The organism is Brevibacillus brevis, assembly GCF_022026395.1.
GTDB lineage: Bacteria > Bacillota > Bacilli > Brevibacillales > Brevibacillaceae > Brevibacillus.
Genome location: NZ_CP041767.1, coordinates 3,595,884 through 3,611,783 on the forward strand (window position 1 = coordinate 3,595,884; position 15,900 = coordinate 3,611,783).

General features: G+C 47.9%; 12 protein-coding genes. All 12 read right to left on the reverse strand.

The genetic code is table 11. The features are described 5' to 3' along the window. Positions 1-14 precede the first annotated feature (14 nt). A complete protein-coding gene (locus FO446_RS17060; RefSeq protein ID WP_016743352.1) occupies positions 15-296 on the reverse strand; it encodes a DUF503 domain-containing protein in 282 nt (93 codons plus the stop codon). Further along, complete coding sequence (infB, locus tag FO446_RS17065) at positions 296-2,875, reverse strand: translation initiation factor IF-2 (RefSeq protein ID WP_173607989.1); 2,580 nt, start codon at positions 2,873-2,875, stop codon at positions 296-298. Before infB ends, FO446_RS17060 begins: the two co-directional genes overlap by 1 nt. 21 nt (positions 2,876-2,896) lie before the next feature. Then, on the reverse strand, positions 2,897-3,196 hold the full coding sequence (locus tag FO446_RS17070) for a YlxQ family RNA-binding protein (RefSeq protein WP_016743350.1): 300 nt from the start codon (positions 3,194-3,196) through the stop codon (positions 2,897-2,899). Further along, positions 3,193-3,483 carry an RNase P modulator RnpM gene (rnpM, locus tag FO446_RS17075; RefSeq protein ID WP_015891714.1) on the reverse strand — a complete coding sequence of 97 codons (291 nt, stop codon included), beginning with the start codon at positions 3,481-3,483 and terminating at the stop codon, positions 3,193-3,195. The genes FO446_RS17070 and rnpM overlap by 4 nt, the downstream gene beginning before the upstream one ends. 2 nt (positions 3,484-3,485) lie before the next feature. Then, positions 3,486-4,577 (reverse strand): transcription termination factor NusA, encoded by a 1,092-nt coding sequence (nusA, locus tag FO446_RS17080; protein WP_048033423.1) that lies wholly within the window; start codon positions 4,575-4,577, stop codon positions 3,486-3,488. Positions 4,578-4,630: 53 nt separating this feature from the next. Further along, entirely contained in the window at positions 4,631-5,089 is a 459-nt protein-coding gene (gene rimP / locus FO446_RS17085; protein ID WP_173607990.1) for a ribosome maturation factor RimP, read from the reverse strand. Between the two features lie 167 nt (positions 5,090-5,256). Continuing rightward, a complete protein-coding gene (locus FO446_RS17090; protein WP_173607991.1) occupies positions 5,257-9,561 on the reverse strand; it encodes a PolC-type DNA polymerase III in 4,305 nt (1,434 codons plus the stop codon). Positions 9,562-9,677: 116 nt separating this feature from the next. Then, positions 9,678-11,423: a proline--tRNA ligase gene (locus FO446_RS17095; RefSeq protein WP_232773082.1), complete on the reverse strand. Its 1,746-nt coding sequence runs from the start codon at positions 11,421-11,423 to the stop codon at positions 9,678-9,680. 43 nt (positions 11,424-11,466) lie between these two features. Then, entirely contained in the window at positions 11,467-12,549 is a 1,083-nt protein-coding gene (ispG, locus tag FO446_RS17100; protein WP_016743346.1) for a flavodoxin-dependent (E)-4-hydroxy-3-methylbut-2-enyl-diphosphate synthase, read from the reverse strand. A 55-nt stretch (positions 12,550-12,604) separates the two neighbouring features. Further along, the gene (gene rseP, locus FO446_RS17105) at positions 12,605-13,870 is read right to left on the reverse strand and encodes an RIP metalloprotease RseP (protein ID WP_173607992.1); all 1,266 of its coding nucleotides are present in this window, start codon (positions 13,868-13,870) and stop codon (positions 12,605-12,607) included. 43 nt (positions 13,871-13,913) lie between these two features. Then, positions 13,914-15,062, reverse strand: coding sequence for a 1-deoxy-D-xylulose-5-phosphate reductoisomerase (locus FO446_RS17110; RefSeq protein ID WP_173607993.1), 1,149 nt, complete (start codon positions 15,060-15,062; stop codon positions 13,914-13,916). 40 nt (positions 15,063-15,102) lie between these two features. Further along, positions 15,103-15,888 carry a phosphatidate cytidylyltransferase gene (locus FO446_RS17115; protein WP_173607994.1) on the reverse strand — a complete coding sequence of 262 codons (786 nt, stop codon included), beginning with the start codon at positions 15,886-15,888 and terminating at the stop codon, positions 15,103-15,105. Positions 15,889-15,900: the final 12 nt, after the last annotated feature.

Sequence of the window (15,900 nt, forward strand, 5' to 3'; positions counted from 1 at the left end):
CCGCTGGCTGCTCTTTAGTCGTAGTATTCCGTATCCACGCGAATCAACTCTACCTCTGGATGGTTTTCCACGAATCGAATGACAGCCTGCATTTCTTGTTGTAAAAAAGAAATCTCATTAGCAACGGCAGCGATACCCAACACGGTACGCTGCCATTGCTCGAGATAAGCCACCTCTGCCGCGGAGACATGAAATCGGCTCCGCAGCTTGCCGATCAGACTTTTGACGATGGCCCGTTTTTCTTTCAGGTTTTGGCTAGCGGGCAGAAACAGTTCGATCTGCACACCTGCTATCATTATTGTTTCACTTCAACCATGACGAATGCTTCGATGACGTCGCCGATTTTGAGGTCATTGAAGCGTTCCAAAGTTAGACCGCACTCATAGCCAGCAGCAACGTCTTTCGCATCATCTTTGAAGCGTTTGAGGGTATCGAGCTTACCTTCATAAATCACAATGCCTTCGCGGATCAAACGCGCACCAGCATCGCGGCTCAATTTACCTTCAGTCACATAGCAACCTGCAATGTTTCCGACTTTGGATACTTTGAACACTTCACGAATCTCAGCTTGGCCGATAATGTTTTCTTTGAAGACTGGATCAAGCATACCTTTGAGAGCAGATTCGATCTCTTCGATTACAGTATAGATCACACGGTGCAGGCGAATGTCGATCTTCTCTTGTTCAGCCATGCTGCGCGCATTTGGTTCAGGACGAACGTTGAAACCAATGATAATGGCATTCGAAGCATTTGCCAGTGTAACATCGGATTCTGTAATCGCACCAACACCTGTATGAATGATCTTCACACGAGTTCCGTTGACATCGATTTTCTCCAAAGAACCGCGCAGTGCTTCCACAGAACCGTGTACGTCTGCTTTTACAATCAGGTTCAGTTCCTTGATATCGCCTTCTTGGATGTGTTGGAACAAATCATCCAAAGAAACGCGGGAGCTTTCACGACGCTCGGATTCACGTTGCTTGGAAGCACGTGCTTCCCCGATCGCGCGGGCTTTCTTCTCGTCTTCAAAGACACGGAACTGATCGCCTGCTTGTGGAACATCATTCAGACCCGTAATTTCTACTGGCGTAGATGGACCTGCTTCTTTCAGACGGCGTCCTTTGTCATTCACCATCGCACGCACACGTCCAAAAGCGGAACCGACAACGATAGGATCACCTACACGGAGAGTACCTTGTTGAACCAAGATAGTTGCAACAGGACCACGTCCCTTGTCGAGCTCAGCTTCGACAACGGTACCGCGCGCAAGTTTGTCTGGGTTGGCTTTCAGTTCTTGTACTTCGGATACGAGCAAGATGTACTCGAGCAATTCCTCGATACCTGTACGCTGTTTAGCGGACAATGGGGAGAAGATCGTATCGCCGCCCCACTCTTCGGCAACCAATTCATACTCGGTCAACTCTTGCTTGATACGGTCAATATTTGCTTCTGGTTTGTCAACCTTGTTGACAGCAACGATGATTGGCACATTTGCCGCTTTCGCATGGCTGATCGCCTCAACGGTTTGCGGCATGACACCGTCATCTGCTGCAACCACCAGAATGGTGATATCTGTGATTTGCGCACCGCGTGCACGCATCGTTGTGAACGCCGCGTGACCTGGTGTATCGAGGAAAGTAATTTTCTTTCCTTTGATCTCAACTTGGTACGCACCGATATGCTGTGTAATTCCTCCCGCTTCTCCCGCTACTACGTTTGTAGAGCGGATCGCGTCCAGCAACGTTGTTTTCCCGTGGTCAACGTGACCCATGATGGTAACAACTGGCGGTCGCTCCATGAGACTTTCTGGTGCATCTACGTCTTCCAACGTTTCGAAGTTCGTTTCATCAATGATGATTTTTTCTTCGACTTCTACGTTGTAGTCCGCGCAAATCAGTTCGATAGCTTCACGATCGAGGTACTGGTTGATCGTCGCCATGATACCCAAGCCGAACAGCTTTTTGATTACTTCGGCTGGTTCCTTACGCAGTTTCACTGCCAACTCATTTACAGTCAAAGACTCTGTAAACGTGATCTTTGTAGGTGGTTCAATCACAGGACGTTGCGGCTTTTGTCCACCACCACCACGGTTGTTATTTCCTCCACGGCGGTTGTTTTGGTTGTTACGGTTGTTTCCACCGCGGAATGGTTGATTCTTCTTGTTATCTTCAAAAGTCTTTTGGGTTTGAGGAGCTTTTTTGATTTTCTCACGCTTTTCCATACCAACATTGGAAGGAAGTTTTACTTTATCCTCAAACTCTTCCCCTGTACGACCCTCCGTTTGATTCGCTGCAGGTTGGTTTGCAGGACGTTGTTGGTTTTGTGGTCGTTGTTGGTTTTGTGGTCGTTGCTGATTTTGAGGACGCTGTTGGTTTTGTGGTCGTTGTTGATTCTGCGGCTTACGGTCAGACGGCTTTGCGGGTTGACTTCTCATATTGTTTGGTTTTCTCTCCTGATTCTTCCCCTGATTTTTTCCATGCTGAGGACTATGCTGATCGAGATTGCCACTTGCACTGCTATTTCCTGGACGATTCGTGCTTGTGTTCTTTGCTCCGCGATCGCTATTTGGTTTTTCATTTCTAACCGGTTGAACTTGCCCCGCTTGCTGCTGGGGTTTGATCTGTTGTCCTCTGGAGTCGTTGGGGCGTCGTTGATCGTCCGTTTGTTTGGGTCTTGCATCACTAGGTGTGCTCCGCGTCTCCGGTTTGGCACCAGAACGCAATTTTGCCATGTGATCCTCGATCCTTTTGATCGTCCCTTCTTCCATGATACTCATATGATTTGCTACTTCTATATTCAATCGTTTTAGCAAATTGAGGATTTCCTTGCTGCTCATGTTGTGCTGTTTGGCATACTCATACACACGTGTCTTCAAATATACTTCACCCTTTCTTAGTTAGGTGAGCAGACGCTGAATGCTTTCGGCCAATTTCCCATCGGTTACCGCCACGGTAACGCGCCCATCTTTTCCGATTGCGTGTCCCAATGAATGTCGGTCGCCAGTGGTTACACATGAGACACCGTAATAGGAACATTTATCCTTTACTTTCTTGGCGGTATTGTCTGATGCATCTGATGCGAGCAATACCAGGCGGGCCTGCCCATTACGAACAGCGGTAATGACCAATTCCTCCCCAGTAACGATCTTTCTCGCACGCATCGCCAATCCGAGTAATTGTGCTGCTTTTGGGGTCATTTTCCCACCATCTCCAGCCATTTCTCACGGAAAGCATCATACTTTTCTTGGGAGATGGACATATTGAGGGCACGTTCCAGCACTTTTTTCCATTTCCCCGATGCGAACGCATCCGGCTTCAGACAGCTTTCCTGCCGACACACATAGGTACCGCGTCCCGCCGCCCTTCCAGTAAGATCAATGACGATCTCTTCTTCTGGCGTCCGGACGACGCGGATTAATTCCTTTTTCGGAAACATTCCTTGGCAAACAATGCACTTACGCAACGGGATCTTTTTTTGCTTCATGATTATTCGTTGTCCGTCCCTTCATCGCTCTCTACTTCTTTTGGATAAGCGATGCCTTCTTGGTCGGCTTGGGACTCGCTCTTGATATCGATCTTCCAGCCAGTCAGCTTGGCTGCCAGGCGCGCGTTTTGGCCACGCTTACCAATCGCCAGAGACAATTGATAATCGGGAACGATCACACGAGTAACCTTCTCCGCTACGTTAACCTCAACATGCAGCACTTTTGCAGGGCTGAGTGCATTGGCTACGTACTCGGCAGGATCTTCAGACCAACGAACAATGTCGATCTTTTCGCCTTTCAGCTCTGTAACGATCGTTTGGACACGCATGCCCTTTGGACCGACACAAGCTCCTACTGGATCAACATCTGCGTTGATGGAATGCACAGCGATCTTCGAGCGATCACCGGCTTCTCGCGCAACAGACTTGATTTCAACCACACCGTCATATATTTCTGGCACTTCTAGTTCGAAGAGGCGCTTCAAAAGCCCCGGATGAGTACGGGAAACGACGATTTGCGGTCCTTTAGTGGTTTTCTCTACTTTGATGATGTATGCCTTCACGCGATCTTGTGATTTAAAATCTTCGGATGGCATTTTTTCGGTGATCGGCATAACGGCTTCCGCCTTACCCAGATCAATGTAATAATTGCGAGCGTCCATACGCTGAACAACGCCTGTTACGATATCGTCTTCACGTTCAATAAACTCGCTGTAGATCAAACCGCGCTCCGCTTCGCGAATGCGCTGCGTAACCACTTGCTTCGCTGTCTGAGCAGCAATTCGACCGAAATCACGAGGCGTTACCTCGATTTCGACGATGTCCTCCAGACGGAAGTTAGGATCGATTTCTTGTGCTGCTTCTTGAGAGATCTCAAGACGCGGATCCAATACCTCTTCCACTACGTTCTTCCGCGCAAACACACGCACCATACCTGAATGACGATTTACATCCACCCGCACATTTTGGGCCGAGTTGAAGTTACGTTTGTATCCAGAGATAAGAGCCGCTTCGATGGCCTCAATCAGTACGTCTTTGGTGATGCCTTTCTCTCTCTCAATGGCTTCTAAAGCCTCGATAAAATCGCCGTTCATGACTTTCGTTGCCTCCTCCTTTACTTACCACAGGCTAACACAGGCCGCGACAACTAAAAAATAATTGCCATTCTAGCCGTGTCAATTTGCTCTTGGGAAATTACATACGTTTTCTTTGCTTCTTTTACTGTCAGCTTGCCATCCTCATAGGATACCAGTTCGCCTTCGAACGTGGTTGCACCTTCTATTGGCTCTTTTGTTGTGATATGCACATTTCTGCCGACAGCTTTCGTGAAATCCTTATCCTTGCGTAATGGGCGCTCAGCACCCGGCGAAGATACTTCTAAAAAGTATGCTGTAGGGATGGGATCTACTTCGTCTAGTTTTTCGCTCAGCTTCTCGCTGACAAGGCGGCAGTCATCAATATCAATGTTGCCAGTTTCATTGTCGATAAACACGCGCAGAAACCAGTTGCTGCCTTCCTTTTTGTACTCGATGTCAACTAGCTCCAGGCCCAATTCTTCAGCAATGGGCGTGACGAGTTCAGTGACGATGCCTGTTACCTTGCTCAAGCAAGTACCTCCTTCTCATTTGAACCATGAGGTGTAGCCAGAAAGAAAGAGTGGGTTTCCCCACTCTCGATCAGCCATGCGTATAAAACCAGTATTTCCAAAAAAATTATAGCATAACAGCCCTCTGCTGACAACCTTTGGATGACTGTGAGCCTTGACTGCACGCCTTAGAACAAGGATAGCTGGTTGGATTCTGGCAATCCTTTCAACGCACCTTGCTCGTCCAAGAACTCCAAAATGGTCTTGGAGATACGGGAGCGGGACAGGAGGTCTTCCTTGGACAAAAACTCCCCTTGCTCTCTCGCTTGTACGATGCTGATCGCTGCATTCGTCCCTAAACCAGGCAGGGCGTTGAATGGAGCGATGAGAGAATCACCCTCGATCAAGAAGCGAGTAGCGTCCGATTTGTACAAATCAACGTTGGCAAAACGGAAGCCGCGTTCAACCATTTCCAACGCCATCTCCAAGACAGTCAGCAATGCCTTTTCTTTTGGCTGCGCATCGTGTCCCTTGCCCTCGATCTCTTCAATCTTTTGCTTGATCGCCGCTGAGCCTTTGACCATCAGCGGAATATCAAAGTCATCTGCGCGAACAGTAAAATACGTCGCGTAAAACTCCAGTGGGCGATGAACCTTGAAGTAGGCAATCCGCACGGCCATCATGACGTAGGCAGTCGCGTGCGCCTTCGGGAACATGTACTTGATTCGCTGGCACGACTGAATATACCATTCTGGCACATTGTTGTTGCGCATTTCTTCCTGATCGTCCTCAGGAACCCCTTTACCTTTACGCACAGACTCCATGATCTTAAAGGCACGCGAAGGCTCTAGCCCTTTATAGATCAAATACACCATGATATCGTCACGACAACCAATTACGTCTGGCAGTTTGCAAGTACCATTGCGGATCAAGTCCTGCGCGTTGTTCAACCAAACGTCCGTACCGTGAGAAAGTCCAGAAATCTGAACAAGCTCGGCAAACGTAGTCGGTTTGGTGTCTTCCAGCATCTGACGAACGAATTTGGTTCCGAACTCTGGAATGCCCAATGTCCCCATATTCGTACCGATTTGCTCGGGTGTTACCCCCAGGGCTTCCGTCGAACTGAAGATGGACATTGTCTTTTTATCATCCAGTGGAATCGTCTTCGGGTCCATTCCCGTCAAGTCTTGAAGCATACGAATGACGGTCGGATCGTCGTGTCCCAGAATATCGAGTTTTAGCAGGTTGTCATGAATGGAGTGGAAGTCAAAATGGGTTGTGCGCCATTCTGACTCATTATCATCAGCCGGGAACTGAATCGGACAAAAGTCCTCAATTTCCATGTAGTCAGGAACTACGATAATACCGCCCGGATGCTGCCCTGTCGTCCTTTTTACACCTGTGCAGCCGTTCACGATCCGGGATATCTCGGCATTGCGCAACGTCATGCCTCGTTCATCGGCATACTTGCGCACATAGCCATACGCTGTTTTTTCCGCAACAGTACCAATCGTTCCTGCACGATATACGTAGTCTGCTCCGAACAGTTCTTGTGTGTACTTGTGTGCACGCGGCTGATAATCACCAGAGAAGTTCAAGTCAATATCGGGTACCTTATCTCCTTTAAAGCCGAGGAACGTCTCGAACGGGATGTCCTGTCCATCCTTGGCATACATGGTTCCACATTCTGTACATGCTTTATCCTCCAAGTCAAACCCAGAGGCGATTGAACCATCAGTAATAAACTCGCTGTGCTTGCAATTTGGGCAGCGATAATGAGGAGGCAATGGGTTTACCTCGGTAATCTCAGACATCGTCGCAACAAAAGACGAGCCTACAGATCCACGTGAGCCTACCAGATAACCATCATTCAATGATTTCGTTACCAAACGCTGCGAAATCAAATAAATCACACCGAAGCCGTGTTTGATGATACTGTTCAATTCTTTTTCCAAGCGATGCTCGACCAGTTCAGGCAATGGGTCACCATACAACGACCTTGCTTTGTCATAACACATTTGACGCAGCTCATCATCCGCCCCTTCAATGATCGGCGTGTACAGCTTGTCTGGAATCGGACTAATATCCTCAATCATGTCTGCGATGGCATTAGTGTTCGTCACGACAATTTCTTTTGCGGTCTCCTCTCCCAAAAAGGAGAACGCCTCCAGCATCTCATCCGTTGTATGGAAGTAAAGCGGCGGCTGGTTGCCTGCGGTTGGATCACCTTTTGACAGCAAGAAAACATCGCGGAAGATCTCATCCTGGGGATTCAGGAAGTGCACATCCCCTGTAGCTACGACCAGCTTACCGAGCTCTTTTCCCATTTCGACGATCTTTTCATGGTAGCCTTTCATCGTCTCCAGCGAAGGAATTTCTTCATTACGCAACAGTGGTGAGTAATGAGCGATCGGCTGTAATTCCAAAAAGTCGTAAAAAGCAGCAACTTCCTTCAACTCTTCAGGTGACTTACCGCGGAGAATCGATTGCATGAGCTCTCCGTCTTTGCACGCCGTACCAATTAACAAGCCTTCGCGGTATTTGGTCAGCTGGCTTCGCTGAATCCGGGGCCAACGGAAGAATGTTTCCACATGGGAACGACTTACAAGCTTGTACAGGTTTTTGAGTCCCTCTTTATTTTGCACGAGAATCGTCGCATGGAATGGACGTCCACTCTTGTAATCCGCCTCTTCGTTGCTTTTTTCATTCAATTCAGCAAGCGATTTGATTTCCGCTTCTTTTATGTCCTTCAACATTTGCTGGAACACGTGAGCCAAGGCTACGGTATCGTCCAACGCACGGTGGGCATTGATGAGCTCGACGTTGAACTTTTTCGCTAATGATCCCAAACGATAATTGCGCATTCCTTTGTACATCAACCGAGCCAAAGGCAGCGTATCTAAAAATGGATTGGTCCATGGCTCCATGCCGATCCGTTTGGCGCAGGCATTAATAAACGCTTTGTCAAACTCTGCATTATGTGCAACCAGGATGGCGTCACCAGTAAAATCCTTGAACTTGCGAAGAACCACATCGAGTGTCTCTTGCCCGCGGAGCATTTCGTTGGTAATCCCCGTAATCTCAGTTGTCTTTGGCCCAATTTCCAATTGCGGGTCAATCAGTTCCGTCCATTGGTCGACAATTTCCGAGCCTTTCATTTTGACAGCAGCGATCTCGATGATGGTATGCTCAGACGCGTTTAAACCCGTTGTCTCCGTATCAAACACGACGTACTCGGTATTTTCATCTATGGAAATATTATTGTCTGCTTGCAGGTTATAAACAATATCGATACCATCCTCGACTACGTACGCTTCCATACCGAGAATGCATTTGATGTTGTTCTTTTTGGCGATGGAATACGCCTCTGGAAATGCCTGTACGACACCATGGTCAGTGACAGCAATGGCTTTATGACCCCACTTTGCTGCGGTCGAGATCAGTGATTTTACAGATGCAACGGCATCCAGCGCACTCATCGGCGTATGACAATGGAGCTCGACACGTTTTTCTTCTGCTTGATCTTTGCGAATGACCTGCTCAATCTGGTTCAAATCATTGGCATTCATAACGAGATCGCGTACAAATGTGTCATGCTGAACACTTCCCCGCACTTTCACCCACATGCCGTCTTTCAGCAATTCAAGCATTTTCACGTCTTCTTTATCGCGGGAGAACATCTTCACCGTGAGAGAATCCGTATAGTCAGAAATATTGAATGTGAGCAAATGACGTCCACTGCGAAGCTCTTTTACTTCTACGTTAAATACGGTTCCTTGGATGACGATACGCCGTTCCTCATCTTGAATCTCGCAAATCGGGATCGGCGCATCTTTGATTTCATAACCCATCATAAGCGTAGTGACAGCCTCGGCTTTATCAGACGATTTGCTTTCTTGTTGAACAGCCGTCATCACAACTTCGACGAGAGCACGCTCTTCTTCTTTACGTTGCTCCTCAAAGGCCTTATACGCGTCATCGCTTTCTTCCCCATGGAAAGAAAAGCGCATTGAACAATCAGTTGCTTTCTGGAAAGCAGCCAAAAGTTCATTATCCGCTCGTTTTCGCTTGGCAACCTCAACAGACATCTCCGTTGGCAAGTACACCTTGACTTCCTGTTGGTCGACTTGCTTACGTGCTTGACGCATCGTAACGGCCAAGGAGTTCAATGTTGGCTCCAGCCCAGCTAGCAAGACATCCCAATACTCTTCGACTACGTGATCAAGAGACGGCTTTTGGTGATAGCGAAATCGGGTATCTACTTTGGCTAGATGTGAAAATGTATGCGTCAATCGCTTGGTAAAAGCAGCATAAACATCTGCAGGTATCATTCTCGGGAGGGCAAAGTGAAAAACCCATTCTTTGTTTTGCTTATACAGCTCTAGCTTTTCAATCTGCGCATCTAGAAAAAATCGCTCCACCCATTCGTCAGGAACTTCCATTTGCTTGACCAATAGGGAGAAGCGATGTTTTTGCTCTTGTAAACGGTCCACGGTTTTCCCACCTTCCCCATAAGTGAGCGTTCAAACAAGAAAAAGAGGCACTCCCCTTTAATCTAGGGGAGTACCCCGTAAAAATTCGACAAAATCCTTCTTATTCCTGCATGCAACTAGTTACCGAACAGCGCAGCTCCGGTTTGGTCAATTCGAGATAGGAGACCTTTCACTTCATCGACCAATTGATCCAGCTTCACATCATGTGTTTCGCCGTTTTTACGGATTCGCACTTCAACTGTTCCTTCTTGTGCCGCTTTATCAGAAACCGTAATACGCAGAGGCAATCCGATCAAATCAGCGTCTTTAAACTTCACACCAGCACGCTCGGGACGATCGTCAAACAAAACCTCGACGCCAGCTTTGCGCAGTGCTTCTGTAATTTGTTCACTAGCTTGACGTTGCTCTTCTACTTTAACATTGACCGGAATCACATGCACATGGAAAGGTGCAACAGATACTGGCCAAATGATACCATTTTCATCATTGTTCTGCTCGATCACTGCCGCAATTGTACGGGATACCCCGATTCCGTAGCAGCCCATGATCATCGGTTGACTGCGACCGTTCTCATCCAGGTAGGTAGCACCCATCGCTATGGAGTATTTCGTACCCAGCTTGAATACGTGACCAACTTCTACACCACGTGCAAACTTGATGACACCACCTGTACGAGGGCACTCGTCGCCTTCTGTAATGTTGCGCAAGTCAGCGTACTGGGAAACCGTGAAATCACGGCCAGCAACTACGTGAGTCAGATGATAGTCTGTTTCATTGGCACCGACGACACCATCATAAACATCTTGAACAAAATTGTCCGCGATGATTTCCACTTTTTCAGGATCAATACCCACTGGGCCAACAAATCCCGCAGGCGCTCCTGTTACCGAAACGATATCCGCTTCAGAAGCCAATCCTACGATCGCTGCATCATACAAGTTTTTCAGCTTCACTTCATTGATCTCATGATCACCGCGGACTAGCACCATAACCAGCTTGTCGTCTACGCGATAAATGAGGCTCTTGATGATTTGCTTTGCTTCGATTTGCAGTGCTTGTACCAATTGGTCGATCGTTTTAGTGCCAGGCGTATGCAATTTTTCGCGAGCTGGCGCTTCTGTTGCTGGCTTCGGAGATGGCTTGTACACGACTTCTGCCTTTTCCAAGTTGGCCGCATAATCACCTTCTTCAGAATAAGCAATCGTGTCTTCCCCAATGTCGCACAACGCCATGAATTCGTAAGTCCCTTTTCCGCCGATTGCACCTGCATCCGCTTCTACTGCACGGAAGTTCAAGCCTACTCGGGTAAAGATGTTCGTGTATGCATCGTACATTGCCTGGAAGTTGCGATCCAGACCTTCTTGTGACGTATCAAAAGAGTAAGCATCCTTCATAATAAACTCGCGGCAACGAATCAAACCGAAGCGTGGACGCACTTCATCACGGAACTTGGTTTGAATTTGATAAAGGTTGATCGGGAGTTTTTTGTAAGAGTTAATCTCATCACGCACGAGACTCGTAATGACTTCTTCGTGGGTTGGACCCAAGGCAAAAGGGCGATCATGACGATCACGCAGGCGAACGAGCTCGGGACCGTATACATCCCAGCGACCCGTTTGATGCCACAGCTCAGCTGGTTGCATCGCTGGCATCAACAGCTCTTGTCCCCCAGCATTGTTCATTTCTTCACGCACAATTGCTTGGATTTTGTGCAGGGAACGGAGCGCCAGGGGCAGGTACGTATAAATACCGGAAGCCAGTTGGCGGGCCATACCTGCGCGGAGCAGCAGCTTGTGGCTGGCAATCTCCGCGTCGGATGGCACTTCCCGCAGGGTAGGGATCAACATTTGACTTTGCTTCAACACGTGCGTGTCCTCCTTATGCCTTATCAGCAATCAACGTGCATTATCCTACAATTGTAGGTTTTTGCTCGTTTACTATTTCGTTAATTTCTTTCATCAGCTCTTCAAACAACTCGGTCTCTTTTACTTTCCGAACAATTTCACCATTACGGAAAATCAAGCCCTCGCCATTTCCGCCGGCAACGCCTACATCTGCTTCACGAGCTTCACCAGGTCCATTTACCGCGCAGCCCATTACCGCTACTTTTAACGGTACTTTCAGCGTGGAAACGGCATCCTCGACTTTTGTTGCCAAGCCGATCAGGTCAATTGCGCATCGACCGCAAGATGGGCATGCAATCACCACTGGATCGTTGTTCACGATATCCAAGCTGCGAAGGATTTGTTTTGCTACTTTAATTTCTTCAACAGGATCAGCCGTCAGGGATACACGGATGGTATCACCGATTCCCATCGACAATACCGTTCCGATTCCAACTGAAGACTTGATGCTGCCGGAGAACTGTGTGCCTGCTTCTGTTACACCGACGTGCAGCGGATAGTTGCGTTTCTGTGCCATCAATGAATAGGTTTGGATCATCGTTGGAACATCGGAAGACTTCAAGGAAATGACAATGTTGTCGTAGTTCAAGTCTTCCAGAATTTGCACGTGGTCCATCGCACTTTCTACGATTGCTTCCGGAGAAGGGTAACCATATTTATCCAATAGTCTTTTCTCGACAGAACCGGAGTTGACCCCGATACGGATCGGAACATTGCGCTCACGGCACGCTTCCACTACGCGTTGCGTTTTTTCTTTCGAACCGATGTTTCCCGGGTTGATCCGAATTTTATCAATCCCGCTCTCCAATGCAATCAACGCCAGCTTGTGGTCGAAATGAATGTCGGCAACAAGCGGCAAAGGGGAGCGTTCTTTAATTTTTTTGATGGCACGTGCTGCATCTTCATTGATGACGGCCAAGCGAACAATTTGGCAACCGACATCGTGCAGTCTCTGAATCTCAGCCAGAGTTTTTTCTACATCACGTGTGTCTGCTGTCGTCATCGATTGGATGACTACGCTTTTTTGGCCCCCGATTTGCACTCCACCTACAAAAACCGGTTTCGTCTCCTCGCGCTTGAACATTTTGCACCATCCTTTTAGGTATGTCTGTTTTTCTTTCTATCTTGTTAGTACGTGATTAGGAGAACAATCGTTGCAAATCATTCCAAGTCACTACCAAAATTAGCAACATCAAAAAGGCAAAGCCCAAGAAATGAACCATTCCTTCTTTATGCGGATCAACAGGTCGACCTCGCAGCGCTTCTACTCCCAAGAATGCCAGACGTCCGCCGTCCAAGGCTGGCAGTGGCAACAGATTGAACAACCCAAGGTTAATGCTCAATACAGCAGCCCATTTCAACAGAATCGCCATGCCTTGTTGCGCAACCTCACCAGTCATCTTGAAAATACCGACGGGACCACTCAAGTCCTTCAATCCGTATTCCCCCGTTACGAGCATTCCCAAGCTTTTCAGGATCATCATCGTAAAATCGTAAGTGTTGGTTGCACCAGATTTCAGAACTTCCCCTGGAGCAAACGTGAGTGCATTGGTTACCATGATTTTGCCTACGTTGTTTTCGTCTTTCCCTACTTTAACTGGCACACTCATACGCTGTCCATTGCGCTCGTATTCAAATGTTAGCTGTTGGTCCGGCGCTTTACTAATCTTTTCTACAACGTCTTTCCACGAGGATACAGGCTGACCTTGAATCGCGACCACCTTATCACCTGGCAATAATCCAGCTTGAGCAGCAGGTCCTCCCGGGATCACATTCCCCAGATAACTGCCATTCGGTACGCCGTACAAGAAGCCGATCACGATAAACAAAACAAACGCCAGCAAAAAGTTGGCTGCAGGTCCCGCAAAAATCGCCCAGAAACGCTGTGAAACTGTCTTGCCTTTGAACTGTCTGTTCAGAGGGGCAATCTGTACTTCTTCTCCATCCTTGACCAGCTGAGCCTGTGGATGAACAGCAAACGTCTTCTGCTCTCCGTCCAGTTCAAGCACGATATTTAAATTTTGCTCCAGATCAAATTGTACCACCGTACCGGTGATCGAACGAGTAGAACCAGAACTTGGCCCATCGAGCAAAATATGTGTGACCTTTCCTAACGCATCCCGCTCCACGGTTACTTCCATGTGCGGTTTTAACATATCCATCTCCGGGTCTTCTCCCGCCATGCGAACGAGACCACCGATGGGTAACAGGCGTAAGGTGTATTCCGTTTCTCCCCGCTTCACGCGAAAAATTTTTGGCCCCATTCCCAGTGCAAATTCACGACATAAGATCCCTGCCTTCTTGGCCAGAAGGAAGTGTCCTAGTTCGTGCACAAAGACAAGTACCCCAAATACAACTACAATCGCGAGAATTGATTCAACGGAATCCAGGTTGGGCAAAGGCAAGTGAACAGCCACCTTTCTGTCAAGTATCTAACACTCATATTCCTTAGATGGAAACGAGCGCATAAGAGCGTGCCCACTCATCAGCTGCAAAAATATCTGAAAGCTCTGGGCTCGCTACACCAAGGTGAGCTTCGCATGTTTTTCGGACGACCTTTTCGATGTCCAAAAAACTGATCGCTCCCTTCAAGAACCTATCAACTGCGACTTCATTGGCTGCATTCAGTACTGCAGTATGCGTACCTCCTGCCATGCCGCACTCATACGCTAATTTTAACAGTGGATAACGCTCATAATCCATGGCAGCAAAATGAAGCGTGGCGATCTTGACCAAATCAAGTGGTTCTGTAGGCAGTTCTTTTCTGATGGGATAGCTCATGGCGTACTGAATCGGAACCTTCATATCCGGTGTACCGAGTTGGGCCATGACCGCTCTGTCTTTGTATTCTACCATAGAGTGTATGATACTTTCATAATGCAATACGCATTCGATTTGCTCATAAGGTAAATCGAACAGCCAATGAGCCTCGATCACTTCAAAACCTTTGTTCATCATGGTGGCAGAATCGATGGTAATCTTTGCACCCATGCTCCAATTCGGATGAGCCAATGCCTGCTCAACTGTCACTTGCTGTAGATCCTCGCGAGAGAGATGACGGAACGAACCGCCTGAAGCGGTCAAAATGACCCGCGCCACATCCTCCTTGCGCTCTCCTTGCAGACATTGGTAGACAGCTGAATGCTCGCTGTCTACTGGAATAATCGATACACCTTTTTCTTTCGCTCGTTTCATGACAACAGGGCCAGCGCTCACCAGTGTCTCTTTGTTGGCCAGTCCAATTGTTTTTCCCGCCTCAATCGCAGCGAGTGTAGGTGCGACCCCTACACTGCCCACAACAGCGGTCATAACGAAATTGGCAGCTTCATGACGGGCAACCAGTTCCAATCCTTCGGCACCGTAAACGATTTCTGGTTGAGACTTGCCCGCCAATCTATCTCGCAGTTCAACGGCAGCCTTCTCATTTCCCACAGATACGAGCTCGGGCTTGAATTTTTCCACCTGGCGTGTTAGTAGGTCGACGTTTGTTCCAGCAGCCATAGCCACCACCGAAAAATCCTCTGGATGCTGGTCTACGACTTCAAGCGTGCTCGTTCCAACTGACCCCGTTGAACCTAAGAGCGCTATTTTTTTCACGGATTTCACCCTCTATATCTCTTTCTATATGCAAAAGGTTTTAGACAATACCTAATAGATGTAGAACCGGAAAGACGAGCAAAAAACTATCAAAGCGATCCAAAACGCCCCCGTGACCCGGAATGAGTTGTCCTGAATCTTTTACATGGAAATGTCTCTTGAAAGCCGACTCCACCAAATCCCCCAATTGCCCGACGATCCCTGCAACAAGAGCGATGGTCAATGCCTGATCAATCGCAAAATGTCCAAAGCTAGCATTGATGGAAAGAACAATCAAGACCGAAGCGAAGAGACCTCCTAAGGCCCCTTCCACCGTCTTGTTTGGACTAATTTCTGGCCACAGTTTACGTTTACCTATTGCTTTTCCGACAAAATAGGCGCCCGAATCAGTCGACCAGATTCCCATAATGACCATCACCGTAAGCATGAATCCTTCAGGTAGGTTTCGGGTAGCGGCCATATAAGTAAAACCGTAGCCTATGTATAACGCCCCCACCAACGTAAGGGCGACGTGTTCGATGTGAAACTGATTTTTCCGTAAAACGGAGTAAATCAACAAGAGCAGGATGACGGGCAGCATCAGATCCGGCATGCTGATACTGAGCCAATCCGAAAATAATAGAGACGGCCACAAAATGCTTAACATCAATACATATCCGAGCAATCCTGCCAAATAAAATGACTGAATGCCAGCCATTCTCATAAATTCAAAATAACCAATGACAGCCAGTAAAAACACTAATAGTGAGTACCAAACTCCACCAGCATACATCAATAATAGAAAAGCAGCCCCACCAATCAGGCCTGTTATTATACGTTGCTTCAACTGATTCCACCT

Bases quoted from the DNA above. Each gene is read 5' to 3' on its own strand.
- FO446_RS17060 (WP_016743352.1), bottom strand. From the start codon at position 296: ATGATAGCAGGTGTGCAGATCGAACTGTTTCTGCCCGCTAGCCAAAAC.
- FO446_RS17070 (WP_016743350.1), bottom strand. From the start codon at position 3,196: ATGACCCCAAAAGCAGCACAATTACTCGGATTGGCGATGCGTGCGAGA.
- rnpM (WP_015891714.1), bottom strand. From the start codon at position 3,483: ATGAAGCAAAAAAAGATCCCGTTGCGTAAGTGCATTGTTTGCCAAGGA.
- nusA (WP_048033423.1), bottom strand. From the start codon at position 4,577: ATGAACGGCGATTTTATCGAGGCTTTAGAAGCCATTGAGAGAGAGAAA.
- ispG (WP_016743346.1), bottom strand. From the start codon at position 12,549: ATGTTCAAGCGCGAGGAGACGAAACCGGTTTTTGTAGGTGGAGTGCAA.